General features: G+C 70.3%; 17 protein-coding genes. 9 read left to right on the top strand and 8 right to left on the bottom strand.

All coding sequences use genetic code 11. The annotated features are described in order from the left end of the window. The first annotated feature begins 9 nt into the window (after positions 1-9). Both BLR90_RS13035 and BLR90_RS13040 read left to right on the top strand, forming a co-directional pair. Positions 10-1,761, top strand: coding sequence for a DUF2207 domain-containing protein (locus BLR90_RS13035; RefSeq protein ID WP_091025659.1), 1,752 nt, complete (start codon positions 10-12; stop codon positions 1,759-1,761). A gap of 49 nt (positions 1,762-1,810) precedes the next feature. After that, positions 1,811-2,371, top strand: a complete 561-nt coding sequence (locus BLR90_RS13040; RefSeq protein ID WP_091025660.1) for a LemA family protein — start codon at positions 1,811-1,813, stop codon at positions 2,369-2,371. 517 nt (positions 2,372-2,888) lie between these two features. Here BLR90_RS13040 and BLR90_RS20710 read toward each other — a convergent pair. After that, entirely contained in the window at positions 2,889-3,434 is a 546-nt protein-coding gene (locus tag BLR90_RS20710) for a hypothetical protein (RefSeq protein WP_143016211.1), read from the bottom strand. A 760-nt stretch (positions 3,435-4,194) separates the two neighbouring features. After that, a complete protein-coding gene (locus BLR90_RS13050) occupies positions 4,195-4,914 on the bottom strand; it encodes an SDR family NAD(P)-dependent oxidoreductase (protein ID WP_170254397.1) in 720 nt (239 codons plus the stop codon). A 293-nt stretch (positions 4,915-5,207) separates the two neighbouring features. Between BLR90_RS13050 and BLR90_RS13055 the strand changes: the two genes are divergently transcribed. Then, the gene (locus BLR90_RS13055) at positions 5,208-5,459 is read left to right on the top strand and encodes a hypothetical protein (protein ID WP_091025663.1); all 252 of its coding nucleotides are present in this window, start codon (positions 5,208-5,210) and stop codon (positions 5,457-5,459) included. A gap of 151 nt (positions 5,460-5,610) precedes the next feature. Here the strand turns inward: BLR90_RS13055 and BLR90_RS13060 are convergent, their stop codons facing one another. Continuing rightward, entirely contained in the window at positions 5,611-6,225 is a 615-nt protein-coding gene (locus BLR90_RS13060; protein ID WP_091025664.1) for an alpha-ketoglutarate-dependent dioxygenase AlkB, read from the bottom strand. A 145-nt stretch (positions 6,226-6,370) separates the two neighbouring features. Between BLR90_RS13060 and BLR90_RS13065 the strand changes: the two genes are divergently transcribed. The 3 genes from BLR90_RS13065 to BLR90_RS13075 all read left to right on the top strand — a co-directional run bounded on the left by BLR90_RS13065 (position 6,371) and on the right by BLR90_RS13075 (position 10,488). Beyond that, positions 6,371-7,144 (top strand): ABC transporter ATP-binding protein, encoded by a 774-nt coding sequence (locus BLR90_RS13065; RefSeq protein WP_091025665.1) that lies wholly within the window; start codon positions 6,371-6,373, stop codon positions 7,142-7,144. A gap of 5 nt (positions 7,145-7,149) precedes the next feature. Further along, positions 7,150-9,687, top strand: a complete 2,538-nt coding sequence (locus BLR90_RS13070) for an ABC transporter permease (protein ID WP_091025666.1) — start codon at positions 7,150-7,152, stop codon at positions 9,685-9,687. Positions 9,688-9,783: 96 nt separating this feature from the next. Beyond that, a complete protein-coding gene (locus BLR90_RS13075) occupies positions 9,784-10,488 on the top strand; it encodes a GntR family transcriptional regulator (protein WP_281245402.1) in 705 nt (234 codons plus the stop codon). Here BLR90_RS13075 and BLR90_RS13080 read toward each other — a convergent pair. Beyond that, positions 10,485-10,835 (bottom strand): hypothetical protein, encoded by a 351-nt coding sequence (locus tag BLR90_RS13080; protein ID WP_174812394.1) that lies wholly within the window; start codon positions 10,833-10,835, stop codon positions 10,485-10,487. The genes BLR90_RS13075 and BLR90_RS13080 overlap by 4 nt on opposite strands. A 232-nt stretch (positions 10,836-11,067) precedes the next feature. Between BLR90_RS13080 and BLR90_RS13085 the strand changes: the two genes are divergently transcribed. Together BLR90_RS13085 and BLR90_RS13090 are read left to right on the top strand one after the other, a co-directional pair. After that, positions 11,068-11,775, top strand: a complete 708-nt coding sequence (locus BLR90_RS13085) for a copper homeostasis protein CutC (protein WP_091025669.1) — start codon at positions 11,068-11,070, stop codon at positions 11,773-11,775. After that, on the top strand, positions 11,772-12,032 hold the full coding sequence (locus tag BLR90_RS13090; RefSeq protein WP_091025670.1) for a DUF4031 domain-containing protein: 261 nt from the start codon (positions 11,772-11,774) through the stop codon (positions 12,030-12,032). The genes BLR90_RS13085 and BLR90_RS13090 overlap by 4 nt, the downstream gene beginning before the upstream one ends. A 26-nt stretch (positions 12,033-12,058) precedes the next feature. Here the strand turns inward: BLR90_RS13090 and BLR90_RS21050 are convergent, their stop codons facing one another. Genes BLR90_RS21050 through BLR90_RS13105 form a run of 3 tightly spaced genes read right to left on the bottom strand, consistent with a single transcriptional unit; the run spans position 12,059 to position 14,506 of the window. Continuing rightward, on the bottom strand, positions 12,059-12,679 hold the full coding sequence (locus tag BLR90_RS21050; protein ID WP_371863185.1) for an HD domain-containing protein: 621 nt from the start codon (positions 12,677-12,679) through the stop codon (positions 12,059-12,061). A gap of 17 nt (positions 12,680-12,696) precedes the next feature. After that, positions 12,697-13,569: a hypothetical protein gene (locus tag BLR90_RS13100; RefSeq protein WP_091025671.1), complete on the bottom strand. Its 873-nt coding sequence runs from the start codon at positions 13,567-13,569 to the stop codon at positions 12,697-12,699. 58 nt (positions 13,570-13,627) lie between these two features. Further along, the gene (locus BLR90_RS13105) at positions 13,628-14,506 is read right to left on the bottom strand and encodes an oxygenase MpaB family protein (RefSeq protein ID WP_091025672.1); all 879 of its coding nucleotides are present in this window, start codon (positions 14,504-14,506) and stop codon (positions 13,628-13,630) included. Between the two features lie 117 nt (positions 14,507-14,623). Here BLR90_RS13105 and BLR90_RS13110 point away from each other — a divergent pair, with 117 nt between their 5' ends. Beyond that, complete coding sequence (locus tag BLR90_RS13110) at positions 14,624-17,356, top strand: alpha/beta hydrolase (protein ID WP_091025673.1); 2,733 nt, start codon at positions 14,624-14,626, stop codon at positions 17,354-17,356. A gap of 4 nt (positions 17,357-17,360) precedes the next feature. Here BLR90_RS13110 and BLR90_RS13115 read toward each other — a convergent pair whose 3' ends face one another. Continuing rightward, entirely contained in the window at positions 17,361-18,557 is a 1,197-nt protein-coding gene (locus BLR90_RS13115; protein ID WP_091025674.1) for a carboxypeptidase-like regulatory domain-containing protein, read from the bottom strand. Between the last annotated feature and the right edge of the window lie 35 nt (positions 18,558-18,592).

Below are 18,592 nucleotides of genomic sequence, written 5' to 3' on the forward strand. Positions count from 1 at the left end.
GCTCCCGGCATGCGGCGCCTGGTCACGATCATCATCAGCCTGCTCGTCATCGTGGGCATCCTGTGCATCCCCGTCCTCTTCTTCGGCGACTCCGGCAGTGACGACGGGACCTACGAGGAAACCAACATCACGACGTACGTCGCGACGTTCGACGTGGCCTCCAACGGCGACCTCGACGTGGTCGAGACACTCACGGTCAACTTCCCGGGCTCCGGCAAACACGGCATCTTCCGCTTCTGGGACCGCGTCGACCCCAACACCGACGGCGCGCGCCGCACCGTCGAGGACGTCGAGATCGCGCTGGACGGGCGTGAGGTTGAGTTCGAGATGTCCCGCGAGGACGGCGGCCGCATCCAGGTCGCCAAGATCGGGGACCCCGACAGCTTCGTGTCGATCGGCCAGCACACCTACGAGATCAGCTACCACATCGACGGCGTGCTCATCGAGGGCGCAGGCGACGCCCCGACGCAGTTCTACTGGAACCTGACCCCCTCCGGCGAGACGATCGACGAGGCGCGGCTGACGGTCAACCTGCCCGCGGCCGCCGAGGACGTGCGCTGCGGCGTGGGCGTCGGCGACAACCCGGCGCCCTGCGCGGCCATCGAGGGTGACGGCACCCAAACCCTCACCATCACCGCGAGTGACCTGGCCCGCAATACCCCCGTGACCCTCCAGGCAGGGCTCGACATCGCCACGCCGCCGGAGGGCAACGCGCTGCCCTGGGCGCCCAAGTGGGACGTGGTGCTCGGCAACAGCCTGGTGGTGCTCGGCCTCGTCGTCCTGCTGGCCATCGGTGCTGCGGTGCTCGGCATGATCCTGGCCCGCAAGACCTACGAGGCCAACCCGCAGTTCCCGTTGATGTACGCCCCGCCGGACGGGATCGGCCCGGCCCAGGCGAAGTACATCCTCACCGAGTCTATCGACCGCGAGGCCTACGTCGCGACCCTGATGCACGCCGCGGAGAAGGGCGCGATCAACCTGCAGAAGAACGGCGACGCGTGGGTGATCTCCGACAAGGGCGGAGCCGACGGCTGGGCCGGGCTCGACCCGGTGACCACCGGGGTCGCCCACCTGCTCGGCGGTCCCGGCACGTCGTTCACCGCCTCGCCCAAGGACGTGAAGGCCGGCGAGCGTCTCAAGACCGAGATCGCGTCGTTCGAGTCGAGCACCAAGGACTGGGCCAAGAACGAGGGCCACCTGGTCTCGGCCGGGATCGGCGGCCTCGGCGGGCTGATGGTCCTCGGCGCGTTCATCCTCGTGATCGTCATCGCCATCACCAACCCCCTCGACATGTCGCTGTGGGGGCTGATCCCCGGTGCCTTCGCCATCTTCGGCACGCCGATGCTGCGCACCGGCGCCAGCACCCGGCGTACCAAGTCGGGTCGCGACCTCTGGTCGCGCGTCGGCGGTTTCCACCGGGTCATGTCGACCGACTCCAGCATCGAGCGGTTCGACTTCTCCGGTCGCCAGGAGCTCTACACGAAGTACATCCCCTGGGCCGTCGCGCTCGGCGTCGCGGACCAGTGGGCAGCCAAGTACCGCACCGAGATGGGCGCCGAGCCGCCGACGCCGAGCTACTTCGGCCCGGGCTACGCCGGCGCCTACGCCGGCGGGGCGATCGGCTCGATGGTCAGCGACTTCGACTCGACCGTCAGCAGCGCCATCTCGTCGTACCAGGCCACGCAGTCGTCCTCCTCGTCCGGCGGCGGAGGGTTCTCCGGCGGCGGCGGCGGCGGTGGCGGTGGCGTTGGTTCATGGTGAACACTCACAGCGGCGCACCAGCGTCATCTATCCGAAAGAAGGCACGTCAGTGATCTACGTCCTCATCGCCATCGTCGTCGTCGTGCTGATCGTGGGCTTCGTCGTCGTCGGCTTCAACAAGCTGCGCACGACCGACGTGGGCGCGGAGGAGGCGCTGGGCGGCATCGACGTCCAGCTCACCCGACGGGCCGACCTGATCCCCAACCTGGTCGAGACGGTCAAGGGGTACGCCGCCCACGAGAAGGGCGTCTTCGAGGAGGTCACTCGAGCCCGGGCGGGCGTCCAGGCCGCCGCGGCCGGCAACGACGTACCCGCGAAGGCCGCGGCCGACGCAGCCCTCCAGCAGGCGCTCGTCAAGGTCAACGCCGTCGCCGAGGCCTACCCCGACCTCAAGGCCAACACCAACTTCCTCGAGCTCCAGCGCCAGCTGGCCGAGACCGAGAACCAGATCTCCTTCGCGCGCCAGTACTACAACGACGCCGTCGCCACCCTCAACAAGCTGGTGCTCACCATCCCGTGGATGTTCCTCACCGGCATCGCCAACGTTCACAAGCGCGAGTTCTACGACGCGCCCGAGGGCCAGCAGGTCGCGCCGAGCATCGAGTTCTGACCGAGCAGGATCGCGCGAGGCACCGAGCGCGCCCGTGGGCGAGGTCAGGTTGAGCAAGCGCCGCGTGCCGGCTGTAACGCGGGGTCACCCGCTCTAGGGCCCGTCTGCAGGGATGCCGGAGTCAACCGGGCTACTTGTCATGCGAACCTCGTCGGCGCCCTAAGCCAAATTTTGGCTGATCGGGGGGTGGTCCACCTTGGTGGGCCACCCCCCGCTTTCTTCAGTTTGAACCCTAGGGTGCGTCTTCGTGCTGGCGCCTGCGCGTCCGAACCAGGGTCCTGCCCGTAATCCACAGCAGTTCCCCGACGATGATGGCTGCCGCAAACACAAGACCGACGTCGAGATTGTCTAGGGCGGCTGACACCAAGATCGCGACGGCTGCTAAGCCGGCAACCTGCAACACCCTGAGGAGGGGGCCGCGAGTTGCGCCGCCTTGGTTCTCTACCAAGAAGCACCTCCGCTGCCGACGAGGGGGCGCCGTCTGCGGCGCCGACAATGTCCGGACTTCTCGACGAGGTCAGCCTAGGGGCAATCCCCGCATCTGTACTGGCGATATCGCTTGCACCAGCGGTCGATGGGCTTGGCGCCACGACCCGCCGCCGCCTCCTCCGCCTCCGCCGCCACCGCTGCCGCCGGCGCAGCACTGGATATCGAAGTTGCACGCCACAGCCTTCGCACCCCCCTGCGCAACTTGACCGGGTGTCGTTGTATACATGCGGGTGGCGACGCACTTGTTCGAATCTGCGGCTGCGTTGTTGATCGCCGCACGGGCTTTCACGGCGTTGTACGTGATCCATGCAACGCATGTGCCTTCGGCGATCCAGGTGGGGATCTTGGAGCATGCCCAAACGGCGATGGCAGTGACTGTCTCCCCGTCGCTGAGTCGCTCCTTCATTTGCTTGCTGACCCACTTCGTCATAGTCAGTTGGCAGTACCCGCCCCACGGGAAGTCGGCACCGCAGCTGTACTTGAAGTTGGTGCCGTAGGTGTCGGTCGCGTGGGCTGCTGGGGCTGTCATGGCAGTCGTGCCCATAACGACCGCGATCACGGCGGTGAAACTCACGAGGAGTCTTTGAATTCGTTTCATCTGCGCTCCTTCTTATTGAATGGACGCACAGTCTTGCGTGATGCCCAAGACGGCACTTCCTTTTGCTGCCTCAATCTTCTGCAATGCGTATATCTGCATCTGACATACTTTCGGCGACTATTTCGAAAGATTTTCGCGTTTGGGTGTATCCTCCGCACTTTTCCAAGAGCGATTCCTTCTAAACCGTGGAGTAGTGGCAACCAAAGATCACGACTGTTTATCACGCGATTAATCGGACCGACGGTTACGTCTATAAAGGGTTCCGGGACTCGCTCACCGGACAAGTTGTTATGCACGCGGGTCAGGCGCGAGTGACACCACGAAATTCCAGGTATGGACGATTGGCCGATGGAGACGTATCCATTTTGAGACCTGGGTAGGAGTAGCTCGTGTCTTCTAGGTCGCTTGCATAGGCAGCAGCAGCCGCCGCCGCCGCCGACGACGGATATGATGTTTCATGCTCTGCAGCAGTGTCGTGACATCAAGGCGGTTCCGAACGCCGTCGCGACGGCGGAAAGGCGACGACGAGGCGCCAAGGCCGAGATGGTCCGGAAGTCGTTCGGTTCTTCGAAGTCTAGTGCGACGTCGGCGTCCGTCTCCGCGCAGCCTTGGTGCACGGCGACCGTAGACCGACGTACCTATCGACCCCACCCGAGGCCGGCGCCCGCTGGGTGACGATCGGCTCGGCGCCCATAGGCCCGTCGGACTACGAGGGCCGCGATCGTGACGTGTCTGGTCAGCAGGCGGTGCCGCGGTCGACCGAGAGCACGGCGCCGGTGACGGAGGAGGCGGCATCGGAGGCGAGGTAGGCGACGGCGTCGGCGATGTCGCTGGGCGGCATGAAGCCGTACCTGGCGCCCGCGGTCTCCATCAGCAGCCCCCAGTCGAGGTCGGAGTCGGGGTGCTCGGCGGCGGCGTTGGTCGGCAGGTCGGTCTGGACGCCGCCGGGGCAGATGGTGTTGACCCGGATGCCGTCGGCGGCGAGCTCGAGCGCCAGCGACTTCATCAGCAGGATGACGCCGGCCTTCGAGGCGCAGTAGGCGGCTTGGTAGGGCTGGGCTCGCAGGCCGGCGATGGAGGCGATGGTGACGATGTTGCCCTTGCTGGCGCGCAGGTGGGGGAGCGATGCCTGGCTGACCAGCATCGGGCCGGTGAGGTTGACCCCGAGGTGACGCTGCCAGGTGGCGACGTCGAGGTCCTCGAACCTGCGGAACTGGTCGATGCCGGCGACGTTGACGACGATGTCGAGCCCGCCCATCCGCTCGGCCGCTTGCTCGACGGCCGCGCGGACGGAGGTCTCGTCGCTGACGTCGCAGGCCAGGATGTCGTCGGAGGGACTCAGGTCGAGCCCCACGACCACGGCGCCCTCGTGGGTGAGGAGCTCGACCGTGGACTGTCCGACGCCGCCGGCTGCTCCGGTGACCAGTGCGCGCTTGCCTTCAAACCGTGTGCTCACGAAGGGTTCCTGTCGTTCGTGCCCTGGTTGGCCTGGATGCCGTGCAGTTCGCGCACAGAGCGTAGCCATCGCCGGGCACCGGAGACGGCGAGCACTCATCGCGGCCTGAGTGGACGTCACGGGGGCGGCGATCGACTCGTCCTGTCGTTCGCCGATCATGAACCTCGTGGAGAACCAGCAGACCCCGCAGTCGGCCCTGGGGTGAGGCGAAGGTCGTCACGCTCTGCGGCTCGACCAAGTTCGAGGCCGAGTTCGCGGAGGTCAACCAGCGGCTCACGATGGATGGTTGCGTCGTGATCAGCCTCGGAATGTTCGGCCTCCCCGACCTGCCGGACTACGCCTGGGCAGCCGACTCCTCGGACCTGAAGGGGCGGCTCGGCGCCGTGCACTTCCAGAAGATTCGCATGGCTGACGAGGTGTACATCGTGGATCCGGGCGGTTATGTCGGTGCGTCAACCCGTCGGGAGATTGCGTACGCGGAGTCGCTCGGCAAGCCGGTTCGGTACCTGAGTCGCGAGCGTTCGGCTCAAGCGGGGGACGAGTGAGTCAGGCGGGCGATCCGCTCCTCGGCAGGTCAGTGCGCGGAGATGTTGCTGGCACGGAACTGGGTTTCGACGCGCTGCCGCGACCTCGCAGGCTCGGTCGGCGGCGCTTGCTCAATCTCTTCTGAGTCGCTCCTTCGCAAGCTCAGGAGCGTCAGAAGACGTTGAACGGGCGGAACTGGATGGAGATCCGCGGGCCGGCGCTCGCGACCTTGGGTACGGCGTGCTCCCAGGTGCGCTGGCAGCTGCCGCCCATCACGACGAGGTCGCCGTGGCCCATCTCGATGGCGATCGACTCGCCGCCGCCGCGGGGGCGCAGGCACAGCCGGCGCGGGTCGCCGACCGAGACGATGGCCACCATCGTGTCCTGGCTGCTGCCGCGGCCGATGGTGTCGCCGTGCCAGGCGACGCTGTCGCGGCCGTCGCGGTAGTAGCAGCAGCCGGCCGTACGGAAGGGTTCGCCGAGCTCGGGCAGGTAGTGCTCGCTGAGCGCGTCGCGCGCCTCGGTGAGGACGGGATGGGGGAGCTCCTCGCCGATCATGTAGGTGTAGACGAGGCGGGGCACGTCGACGACGCGGTCGTACATCTGGCGGCGCTCGGCACGCCACGGCACGGTCGACACCATCGTGGTGAAGATGTCGTCGGCCTCCGGCGCCCACGAGCGGAGCACGTCGACCCAGGCGCCGTCGGACAGGGGGCGGCGCTCGAGGCCCTCGAAGGACCGGAGCCGCTGCGGCGGGGCCGCGAAGAGCGAGGTCTGGAAGTCCATGCCCCGATCGTACGACGAGTTCGAACAGATGTTCGACACCTTCGCCGTACTTTTGTCGGAGAGGCGGAGCAAGGCGGAGCAACTCAGGGTCGTCTCGGGGTCAAACCCGCTGGCCCCGCTCGTCCGGACAGGACAGGCTAGGGCCATGACCTCTCCCGCGGCCGAGGCCGCCGACGCGAGCGCACCACGCATCCCGGCAGCCCGTGTCCAGAACCTCACCAAGGACTACGGCTCGGGCCAGGCGCTGGTCCGCGCGCTCGACGACGTGACCCTAAACATCTACGCCGGCGAGTTCACCGCCGTCATGGGGCCGAGCGGGTCGGGGAAGTCCACCCTCATGCACCTGTGCGCGGCGCTCGACACCGCGACCAGCGGCACCGTCACCGTCGGTGACCGGAGCCTGAGCCAGCTGGGCGACAAGGAGCTCACCCGGCTGCGTCGCGACGAGATCGGCTTCGTCTTCCAGTCGTTCAACCTGGTGCCGACGCTGACCGCCGAGGAGAACATCCTGCTCCCGCTGTCGATCGCCGGCCGCAAGCCCGACCGCGAGTGGTACGACACCGTGATCGCGACCGTCGAGCTCGGTGACCGGCTCGCCCACAAGCCCAACGAGCTGTCCGGCGGGCAGCAGCAGCGGGTGGCCGTCGCCCGTGCGCTGGTGAGCCGGCCGCGGATCGTGTTCGCCGACGAGCCCACCGGCAACCTCGACTCGCGCTCCGGGGCGGAGGTGCTGACCCTGCTCCAGCAGAGCGTCCACCAGCACGGGCAGACCGTCGTGATGGTCACCCACGACCCGGTGGCCGCCGCCTACACCGACCGCGTGGTCTTCCTGGCCGACGGCCGGGTCGTCGACGAGATGCGTGACCCCGACCGGGATCGGGTCATCGAGAAGATGACGCACATGTCCCCGGAGGCCTGACCGGCATGTGGCGCGCTGCCCTCAAGAGCCTGCTCGGGCGCAAGGTCCGCCTGCTCATGAGCACGTTCGCGATCGTGCTCGGCGTGGCGTTCGTGGCCGGCTCGCTGATCTTCTCGGACACCCTCAGCCGCAGCTTCACCGCGCTGTTCGCGTCCACGGTGGGGGACGTCGTCGTACGCCCCGTCGGCGGCCAGACGGCCTCCGGCACCCTGTCGTCCCTGACGGTCCCGGCCTCCGTCATCAAGGAGCTCGAAGACGTCCCCGGCGTCGCCCGGGTCGACGGCAACGTCAGTGCGTTCGGCGTCTACGTCGTCGGCGAGGACGGCAAGGTCATCGGCGGCCTCGGGCCGCCGGCGCTGGGCGTCAACTACAACGACGCCCCCGCCGCCGGCGGTGAGGGGCTGGAGCTGGTCGAGGGCGAGGCGCCCTCCGGCATCGACGAGATCGCGCTCGACGAGGCCACGGCCGAGAAGGCGGGCTACGAGATCGGCGACACCGTGCCGCTGCTTACGCCCCGCGGCGACAGCAAGCTCTCGCCCACGCTGGTGGGGCTGGCCGGTTTCCCGGACGGTGGCTCGCTCAACGGCGCCACCCTCACGATGTTCGACACCGCGACGGCGCAGGAGCTGTTCCTCGAGGGACGCGACGAGTACAACGACGTCTGGGTGACTGCCGAGGACGGCGTCTCCCAGGAGGAGCTGCGAGATGCCGTCGAGGACCTGCTGCCCGACGGCATCGAGGCGGTCACGGGTGACGAGGCGGCCGACGAGTCGGCCAGCCAGCTGCTCGAGGCGGTCTCGTTCATCACGACTTTCCTCTTGATCTTCGCCGGCATCGCCCTGGTGGTCGGCTCGTTCCTGATCGTCAACACGTTCTCGATCCTGGTCGCCCAGCGCAGCCGTGAGCTGGCGCTGCTGCGGGCCCTGGGCGCGTCCAAGCGGCAGGTGGTCCGGTCGGTCCAGCTCGAGGCGTTCGTGCTCGGCGTGATCGGCGCGACGATCGGTCTGGGGCTGGGAGTCCTGCTGGCGATGGGGCTGCGCGTGCTGTTCGCGCAGTTCGGGCTCGACCTGTCGGGCCAGCCCATGGTCTTCGGGGTACGCACCGTGCTCGCGTCCTACCTCGTCGGCGTCCTCGTGACCATGGCTGCCGCCTGGCTGCCCGCCCGTCGTACCGCCAAGATCTCGCCGGTCCAGGCGATGCGCGACGACATCGCGCTCAGCGAGAGCTCGATGACGACCCGCTTCTGGCGCGGGCTGGCGCTCGCCGTCGTCGGCATGGTCCTGCTCGCAATCGGCCTCGGCGACATCGTCGACGACGTGCCCTACAGCGGCCAGATGATCGGCGCCGGCGTGCTGTTCATCCTGCTCGGCGTGGCGGCGATGAGTCCTGTGATCTCGCGGCCGTTCCTCTCGGCGGCCCGCGCCCTGTTCGCCCGGCTCTTCGGCTCGATGGGCAACCTGGCCGGCCAGAACTCGCTGCGCAACCCACGCCGTACGACGGCCACCGCCTCCGCGCTGATGATCGGGCTGGCCCTGGCCTGCACGATGGCGATCGTCGGCGACTCCGCGAAGGCGTCGGTCGACAAGTCCGTCGAGGAGAGCTTCGTCGGCGACTACGTGGTCAGCAACGTCTTCGGTGGCGAGTTCAACCCCAGCATCGCCGACCAGATGGCGGGCGTCGACGGTGTCGAGGCCGTGCTGCGCCAGCGCTACCAGTTCCAGGACTTCGGCGGCGAGGGCATCTCCGCGATCGACCCGGCGACCGTGGACCTGCTCGAGCTCAAAGTCGTCGACGGCGACCTCGCCGACTTCGAGGACGGCTCCGTCATCGTCCAGGAGTCCTACGCGGAGGAGGAGGGGCTGGACGTCGGTGACCCCGTGGAGGTCGAGGTGCCGACGGGGAAGACCAAGTGGCCGGTCGCGGCCATCTACGAGGACAACCCGATCATCTTCCTGCCGGTCGTGACCACGCTGACCATGATGGAGAAGGCCGGCTACGAGCCGGCCGACAACGCGCTGACCATCTTCGCCGAGCCCGGCGCCGACGACCTCCAGGCGGGGCTCGACGCGGTCGTCGCCGAGCTGCCGATCGTGACGGTCAAGGACCAGGCGGCGTTCGCGAAGGAGCAGCGGGAGCCGATCGACCAGTTCGTGCTGATCATCTTCGCGCTGCTCGGACTGGCGTTGATCATCGCGGTGCTCGGCATCGTCAACACCCTGGCGCTGTCGGTGATCGAGCGCACCCGCGAGGTCGGGCTGCTGCGCGCCATCGGGGTCTCGCGTTCGCAGCTGCGCTGGATGATCACCCTCGAGTCCGTCGTGATCTCCGTGCTGGGCGCCGTTCTGGGCGTCATCCTCGGGATCGCGTTCGGTGTCGTGCTGATGTACGCCGTGCGCGACGAGGGCCTCGAGGTCATCAGCGTTCCGTACGGCCAGCTCGGCGTCTTCCTGGCGCTCTCGGTGCTGATCGGCATGCTCGCGGCCGTCCTCCCGGCCCGCCGTGCGGCGCGGCTCGACGTACTCCAGGCGATCGCCACGGAGTAGCCGCCGCCACGTGCGGGCCCGGGGAGGCAAAAGGCCATGTCGTGGATTCCGGGGACGGGGACCGCAGGGCGCCCTTACCCTTCACACGTGGAAGAAGTGCTCCTCTCGGACGGGCGGACGCTCAAGCACGTTCAGGTTCGCGAATACGTCCGCTCCTTGGTTACGGGTAGTGCGCCCGGTTCTCCCGCTCCGTCGGAGCGGGAGCTGGTGCACCGCTTCGGCGTCGCCCGGATGACCGTGCGCCAGGCGCTCGACGCCCTCGTGGTCGACGGACTGCTCGAGCGGATCCCCGGTCGCGGCACGTTCGTGGCCCGGCCCCGGCAGGCCGTCAGCCGGATCTCCGGCTACACCGAGGAGATGACCCGCCGCGGCCTCCTCTCCGAGTCGCAGACCCTCCTGGCCCGCCGCGAGCAGGCCGGCCCGGGCGTCGCGAGAGCCCTCAACATCTCCGAGGGCGACGCCGTCATCCACTGGCGCCGGCTGCGCCGCGGTGACGGCGTACCCGTCTGCATCGAGGACGCCTACCTCAACGAGGTGCTGCTGCCGGGCTTCCTGCAGAGCGGCATGCCGACCAGCCTGTACGACGCCCTCGACCAGCGCGGCCTGCGGCCCTCCTGGGCCGAGGACTCCATCACCGCCGACCGGCCGACCGCCGAGGAGTCCGGCCTGCTCGAGCTGCCGCCCGGTGGCGTCGTGCTCCGCCAGTCGCGCCGTGCCCTGTGCGGTGACAAGACCGTGGAGGTCTCGCGGTCGGTCTACCGCGCCGACCGCTACACGATGTGGGTCCAGATCGGTTCCTAGCGCTGGTTGAGCTCACCCAGCGCCGCGGCCACCTCGCCGGTCTCCTCGCACACCCACACCGGGTCGGGGCCACCGAGGTCGGGCTGGATGTAGAGCGCGTGCACCGGCCCGTCCTGGCAGGCCAGGCACATCGGCCAGCGCCCGGCCGACTCGAAGAGCGCGTCCTGGACGTCCTGGGCGACCAGCCCGGCGACGTACACCTCGCCCTCCGGCCACTGCTCGGCCCACCACCGGCGCGACGAGCAGGCGTCCTCGAGGACCGACACCGCCTCGGCCGTCGCGAGGTGCCGCGCCAGGAGATCGGCGAGCACGCGCGCTCGCGCCTCCAAGAACAGGGTGTGGTCCACCCCCCCATTGTGCTCGGGCACCAAGGCGCCTCCCTGAGATGGGCGAGTTCGAGGCCTAGTGCCGCGTGTTCGAAGTAGTTGGGTGTTTGGCGTGTTCAGGGTGTGGGCCCTGCAAGGCGGCGGCGCGAAGGCATACCTGGTCGTCTGTTGAGCGTCGCCAACGCAGCGGGGTGCGTGCCTTGGGCGCGCGAAGCGCGCAAGAACTTCGGACACGGGGCACTAGCATCGGCTCATGAGCAGAGGGCTCCTCGAGGTCGCGGTGCGCCACGCGCGCGACGTGCCCGGCTGTGAGCAGGGCGGCGCCGACCGGCTCTCCCTGTCCCTCGAGGGCGACGGTGACGGGCTCTCGCCCGACCTGGCCCTTGCCGCGTCCGTCATCCGCGCCACCGAGCTGCCGGTCCGGGTGATGCTCCGGCTCAACGAGTCGCTGACGACCACCGGCGGTGAGTTCATGCGGCTGATCGGCCTCGCGGAGGAGTACGTCGCTCTCGGCGCGGAGGGTGTCGAGCTCGGCTTCCTCGACGCCGACCTCGAGGTCGACAACGAGACCTGCGTGGCGCTGGCGAAGTCGCTGCCCGGTGTGCCCTGGACCTTCCACCGGGCCATCGACGCGACCCTCGAGCCGGTGCGCGCCTGGCGCCAGGTGGTCGGGCTGCCCGGCCTGACGGCGGTGCGCTCCGGCGGCTCACCCCAGGGCCTCGCGCACGGGTACGACGGCCTGCTGTCGCTCGCCGAGGGCGACCCCGACATCGCCCGGTTGCTCCTGCCGGCGGGCGGGCTGCTCCCCGAGCACGTCCCGTGGCTGCTGCGCGCGGGGGTGGGCCAGCTGCACGTCGACCTCCAGGTCCGGCCCGGCGCCACCTGGCGCAGCTACGTCGACGCCGACTTCGTCCGCTCGTGGCGGTTGATGCTCGACGACGCGGCCGACCGGTCCGCATGATCCTGATCGACCCGCCCAACGTCGAGGGACACGGCCGCATGTGGTCCCACCTCGCGAGCGACGTCTCGTTCGACGAGCTGCACGACTTCGCGCGCGAGCTCGGCATCCCCGACCGCGGCTTCGACCGCGACCACTACGACGTACCTGCCGAGTGGTACGACCAGGTGGTCGCCCTCGGCGCCGAGCCGGTCTCGTCGCGGGAGCTGGTCTCGCGGCTGATCGCCGCCGGGCTGCGGCGGCGTCGCTCGGAGGCGTAGCGCGCGGGCCTCAGTCCCAGAGGCGGCTACGCAGTGCCCAGCGGCTCGAGCCCCGCCAGCTCCGCCTCGACGTTGGCGCGGGCGGGCGCCTCCCAGGTGGCACGCGCGTACGCCGTGTGGAACAGATTGGTCTTGGCCAGCAGGTCGCGGAGCACGGCGACCCGGCCGGTGACGAATAGGTCGTCGGGCACGTGCGCGTAGTCGACCCGCACGGTGGCGACGTACTCCTCGTAGCGCTCGGGGCCGGACGACAGGATCGCGAGGTCGGCGTCGGAGAGCGCGCCGCCGGCCAGGTCGTCGGGCTCGGGGCGGTGGGTCTCGGTGAGCCGCACCAGGCGCGCGACCTCGGCGACGACGGTCCTCTCGACGAGGCCCGGGAGGGCGGCCTCGGCCCAGACGGCAGAGCGTTCCTCGGCGTCGCGCTCACCGTCGTAGACGGCGTCGTGGAACCACGCGGCGAGCCGTACCGGCAGCTGGTCGAAGGAGACCCCGGAGCCGGCGAGCTCGTCGAGCCGCTCCAGGACCTCTGTCAGGTGACGGGTGTCGTGGTAGCCCCGCGCGGGATCGGCGTAGGCGGCGAGGAGCTCGTCGCGCAGGTCGGTGCCGCCGGGCAGGGGCCACGCTCCGAGGAGGTCCACGCGGACCATTAGAGCAAGAACCCGCGTCAGACGCGCGCGCCCGGCAGCTTCATGACGGAGGCGGCACGCACCCGCGGCGCCCACGAGGCGACGCAGGTCGGGGCCAGCCCGACGGCGCCGAGGTCGAGCCGTCGGCCCTCGACGACGCTGACGTCGGCGACGGCGACCCGGGTCACGTGGTGGCGCTCAGGACCGGAGGTGACGACGAGGGTGAGCTCGCGGCTGCTGGGCAGCCCGTGCCCGAGCAGGAAGCGGCCGGCGGCGTCGGTGCGGGTGCGCTCGAGCTCGGTGCCGTCGCCGCCCACGAGGGTGACCACCGCGGCGAGCTGCCCCCGCGCAGAGACCGAGTCGACGACGCGGCCCGTGAGCGTGGCCCCCCGGGCGACCACGACGTCGGCGTACCCGAGATGCTCGGCGGTGACGGCGCCGACCCCGAACGTGCCTCCGAGGCTGCCGTACGACGGCTCGACCACGAGGTCGTAGGGGCCGGGCGTGATCCCGGCGGCGTCGCACCACCCGTCGTGGACGACGGCGGGGTAGCGCTGGTGGGTGTCGAGGTTGACGAAGGTGGCCGTGGCGGTGGGTACGACGCCACCGTCGGGGTGGCGGACGCCGGCCGCGAGGCCGCCGGTCGGGGTGTCGAGGCGGACGACGACGCAGTGGCGGTCGGCGTCGACCGGGACAGGTCGGCCGGACCAGGCACGACGCGCGTCGTGGGCGGTGATGGTCACAGAGCCCGTCGGGATCCCCGCGACGACGAAGCCGCCGAGGGCGTCGGTCCGTACGTCGGCCACGGTGCCGTCCTCGTGGCGCACCTGGACCCGCGCGTAGCGCGCGGGCTCGCCCTCGACCTCGACGAGGCCGGTGACCGCCGCGGGGTGCGACTCGGGTGCTGACATGACCCCGACGCTAGGAAACCCACCCACTGCCAGCGATCTGGCTTGGCGCAAGAAATCCTCAAGAAGTGCGCGCGTTGCGCCCCGGTGCCATCGCCCAGCGGATGGTGCCGGTCGCCAACGTGCCGAGCGCGCGCCCCACGGTCCGCTCCGAGACGGGGAGCCAGGGCAGCCGCAGCGGCCGCCGCGTCCACTGCGGCATCAGGCCGACGCCGGCGGCGACCAGCACGCCGTACGGCGCCCGGGCGGCGAGCGGCAGCGGCGGCTTGAACAGCAGGTAGCGCACCGCCTCGCTGGCCTCGGGGGTGCCGCGGAGCTCGGGCCGGTAGGACTCGAGCGTCTCGGCCAGCTCGGCCTCCGTGGTGGGCGGGTCGACGACACCCAGCCGTCGGGCGATCTCGGCCGTCTGGGCGACGTACTCGTCGCGCCCGGCCTGGTCGAGCGGGTCCTGGCCGTAGACGGTGTGGGCGCGCAGGAAGCTGTCGATCTCGGCGACGTGCACCCACCGGAGCAGGTGCGGGTCGCTGGCGGCGTACGGCGTGCCGTCGGGCATGGTGCCGACTACCCGCTCGTGGATCGAGCGCACGACGTCGACCGCCGTCTGGGCGTCCTCGGCGGTGCCGAACGTGGTGACCGCGAGGAACCGGCTGGTGCGGTTGAGCCGGCCCCACATGTCGCCGCGGTAGCCCGAGTGGTCGGAGACCGCACGCATGGCGGCGGGGTGCAGCGTCTGCAGCAGCAGCGCCCGGATGCCGCCCACGAACATCGACGCGTCACCGTGCACCCGCGCGATCGGGCTGTCGGGCTCGAACCAGCGCGGCCCGGGCCGGCCGTGGATGCGCTTGGCGTGCGCGGCGCCGTCGGGACCCGCCACCCGCAGGAAGATCGCCTCGCCGATCCGGGCGCGGACGTTGCTCACCTTGCTGGTTCCGGGGGCCATCTCCTCATCGTGCCAGCGGTCCCAAGCAACCAGACGGGCCCGAAGGGCGTCCCACAGGGAGACGCAGGGCACTAGGTTGCCTGAGAGGGCGTAGGACGACGACGAGGGAGCACGCAGATGAAGGCACGGATCCGACCGCTGGTGATGGCGCTGACGGCGGCCGCCCTGGTCTTGCCGCTGACCGCCTCGGCCGGGGCCACGGCTCCGTCGAGGGTCACCGCGCCAGGTGCCTCCGCGTCCGTCGAGCCGGCCGCGCAGCGCGGCACGTGGACCGTCGAGCAGACCGGCCCGCAGCGGTACGTCGTGTCGTGGACCTCGCGGGTCCGACTGCCGGTCACCTCCGACCGGCCGCTCATCGTCAGCGCCTCCGTGAGCGTGGCCGGTGGGGCGATCGCCGCCCCCACGGTCTCCGCCGACGGGCGCACCGTCAGCAGCGTGGTGTCCTCCGCCCGGGCGCCGCGGCCCGGCGAGCTGGACGTCGTACTGTCCGGACGGACGCTCGACGACCGCACCAACGACCGCACCGTCACCGGCACGCCGCAACGCACCTCCAGCCTGCCGACCGAGGTCCTGCCCGACGACCCGGGCGCCCCGGGGCCGCACGCCGTGGTGACCAGCGACTACGAGCTCCCCCCGGTCAAGGTGGCCCGGATGGCACAGCCGATCGAGATGGTGGGCCACGTCGTCGAGCCAGACCCGGCCGCCGTGACCGGCCCGCGCCCGCTGGTGCTGCTCATGCACGGGCGCCACCAGTACTGCTACACCGAGGTCAGGGACCCCGACGCCGACCTCTACAGCTGGCCGTGCGTCGCGCCGGCCCTCGAGATCCCGAGCCACCTCGGCTACGACTACATCCAGCGCCGGCTCGCCTCGCAGGGCTACGCCACCGTGTCGATCCGGGTCAACGGCATCAACGCCCAGGACGGACGCGTGCCCGACGCCGGCGCCGGCGCCCGGGCCAGCCTGGTCATCGCCCACCTCCAGCACTGGACCACCATCGCGGCGGCGCACCAGGTCGACCTCGACCAGGTCGTGCTCGTCGGCCACAGCCGCGGCGGCGAGGGCGTCAACCGCGCCGCCATCCGTATCCCCTCCGACGCGCCCTACCGGATCGCCGGACAGGTCCTGCTGGCCCCGACCGACTTCGGCGTCCAGACCGCGCCCTACGTCCCCACCGTGACCGTGCTGCCCTACTGCGACGGCGACGTCAGCGACCTCCAGGGCCAGCAGTTCACCGACGTCGCGCGCGACCTCACCACCGACGACACGTCCCTGAAGAGCTCGGTGCTGGTGATGGGCGCCAACCACAACTACTTCAACAGCGAGTGGACTCCCGGAGTTGCGGCGGCCCCGTCCTCCGACGACTGGTACGGCGCACCCAAGGCGCCGTGCGGCAAGCAGGCGCCCAACCGGCTCCGCGCCTCCGAGCAGCGGGCGGTGGGGCGCACCTTCGTCGCCGGCGCCGTCCGGTTGTTCACCGGTGAGGGCCAGTACCTCCCGCTGTACGACGGCTCCGCGGTCACCGTCACCTCCGTCGGCGACGCCGACGTGCGCAGCCACGCGCTCGGTGGCGGCCGCGAGACGCGCCGCCCGGCGATCGACTCCACGCTGACGCTGCCGCTGGGGGCGGAGGCGCAGCTGTGCACCGGCGTCGTCGGCTTCGAGAACCGCTTCGCCCAGTGCGGGCGGGCCCTCGACAGCGTGGTCGCGCCGCACTGGGCGATGTCCGGTGCGCGGGTGCCGACCCGGCGGTTCTTCGAGATGTCGTGGACGGCGGTCGGCCAGCGGGCCGGCCTGGCCCTCGACGAGCCGCTCGACCTGAGCGCCGGCCGGCTCGAGCTGCGCACGATCGTCGACGCGGCCCGCGGCGACGCACGCCTCGGCGTACGACTGACCGACGCCGACGGGGCCAGCGTCGAGCTGACGCCCGAGGGCGGCGGCCTGGTGCCGGCGCTGCTGCGCGCCGACTTCCTCACCAAGCTGTGGGCGCAGGCGGTGGTCGTGGACCCCTCGGCGGCCGCCGGCATCGACCTCACCCGGATCGCGTCGGTCGAGCTCGTGTCGCGCAACCAGCGCGGCCGGGTGTGGGTCGCCGACGTCTCGCGCGCCCCCGCGGCCCTGGCCGCCGTACCCGACCGCCGGATGCCCACCCTCAGCCTGTCGTCGCTCAAGATCGAGGAGGGCAACGCCCCGGGCACGTTCGTGGCGCGGCTGCCCTACCGCGTCGAGGGTGACGTCTCGCGTCCGATGCGGGTCAGCGTGCTCACCGTCGGTCAGGAGCGCGGCTCCGTGCAGACCTTCACCGTCGACATCCCGGCCGGCCAGACCTCGGGCAGCATCCCGGTGAGCTACTCCGCCGACCAGCGCGACGACTACAGCCCGATCATCACCACGGCCTCGATGTGGGCCACGCGCAACGTGATGACCGACGCCTACGTCGGCGACCTGCGGGTGCTGGACGACGACCCCTTCCCGGCGGTCACGGTGACCCCACGCGCCAAGACGGTGTCTGAGGGCGAGAGCGCCGAGTTCGTGCTGCGGCTCGACCGGGCGGTCGACTACGAGCTCTACGTGCGGGCCAAGGTGGAGATCTCCCCGCAGCCGCTGCGCGCCGGCGACGTACCGACCACGTGGCTGGAGCGCTACGCCCCGACCGACGACCCGGAGGCCACGCTCGCCTCGCTGCGGCCCTACCTCACGGTGCAGGTGCGCTCCGGCGCCAAGCGGGGAGTGCTCAGCATCCCGATCCGGGCCGACGGGGTGGCCGAGGGCCGGGAGTCGCTGCGGCTGGTCTTCATCATGAAGGGCGTGCGGATCACGCGGACGGTCTTCGTGGCCCCGTCGTCGTAGTGCGTCAGTGCTGGAGGCTGATCGTGCCCAGCGGCTTGTCCTGGTTGAGCATGATGTCGAGGTCGCTGATCGTGACCGGCTCGTAGGTCGAGTCATACTTGCTGAACACCACGACCGTCATGCCTGACTGGGCACGCAGGCGTCCGCCGACCAGGAAGCGACCGGTGCTGGGTGTCTCCACCTCGGAGACCAGGGCGCCGGACGCGTCGTACAGACGCACGGCGGCACCCTGCATCGGGGTCGTGCCGTCCTCGCGTACGACGGTGCCGGTGAACGCGCCGCCGCGCTGGGTGAGCCGGAAGCTGCCGAACGCGCCGCGGCCGGACACGACGTAGCCGTTCTTGACCGAACCCGTGCGGCCGAACCAGCGGCCCACGTCGGGGACCACGATCCGGTAGCGGCCGGGGAAGAGGCCGCGGAAGCCGACGGTGCCCTTGCTCAGCTTGGCGGTCCAGAACTGGCCCGTCCGCCGGCTGACCGCGGTGACGTAGGCCGTCCCCTTGAGGGCGGTCCCGCCGGCGTAGACGTCGACGCGTAGCTCTCCGGCCTTGCGGGGCAGGCTGATCTTGACGTTGGCGAAGCCGCCGGCGGCGAGCTTGGGGACGTAGAGGCTCTTGCCGACCCAGACCTTGCGGCGGTCGTAGGTGAAGACCGAGTAGCTGCCGGCCGGAAGCCCCCCGAGGGCGAACTGCCCCTGGTCGTTGGCGACGGTCTCGAAGGACTGCTCGGAGGTGTTGGCGGCCACGACCCGCGCCTTGGCGGCCGGTCGGCCTCCCGCACGGACGGTGCCGGTGATCGCCGCCCCGCGCTTCATCCGGACGTCCTTGACCACGGTGCGGCCCGCCTGGACCTTCACGAAGACATCGCTCGGCGCGAACTTCTTGACGTCGTAGGCCGGACGCTTGTCGACGAACTGGAGGTGGTAGTTGCCCGCCGGCAGCGAGATCGAGTACGTCGAGCCGAAGACGTTGCGGGCCCCGAGGTAGGTCCAGTCGCCCTTGAAGTAGAGCATCTTGAGCCGCATCGGGGAGCCGCCGGTCTTGCCGAAGATGTTGCCCCGGACCTTGCCGGTCTCTGCCGCGGCGGATGCGGCGGGCGCGGCCGGCGCCTCGGGCGTCTGCACCACCAGCATCAGGCAGGCGATGAGCGCGGCGAGCACGGTGGCCACGAGGGAGCGGCGACGGGCGAGGAGGGAAGGCATCAGAGTTCCATCGTAGGTCGGTCTCCGCCAGATCG

The organism is Nocardioides szechwanensis, assembly GCF_900103935.1.
GTDB classification, from domain to species: Bacteria; Actinomycetota; Actinomycetes; order Propionibacteriales; family Nocardioidaceae; genus Nocardioides; species Nocardioides szechwanensis.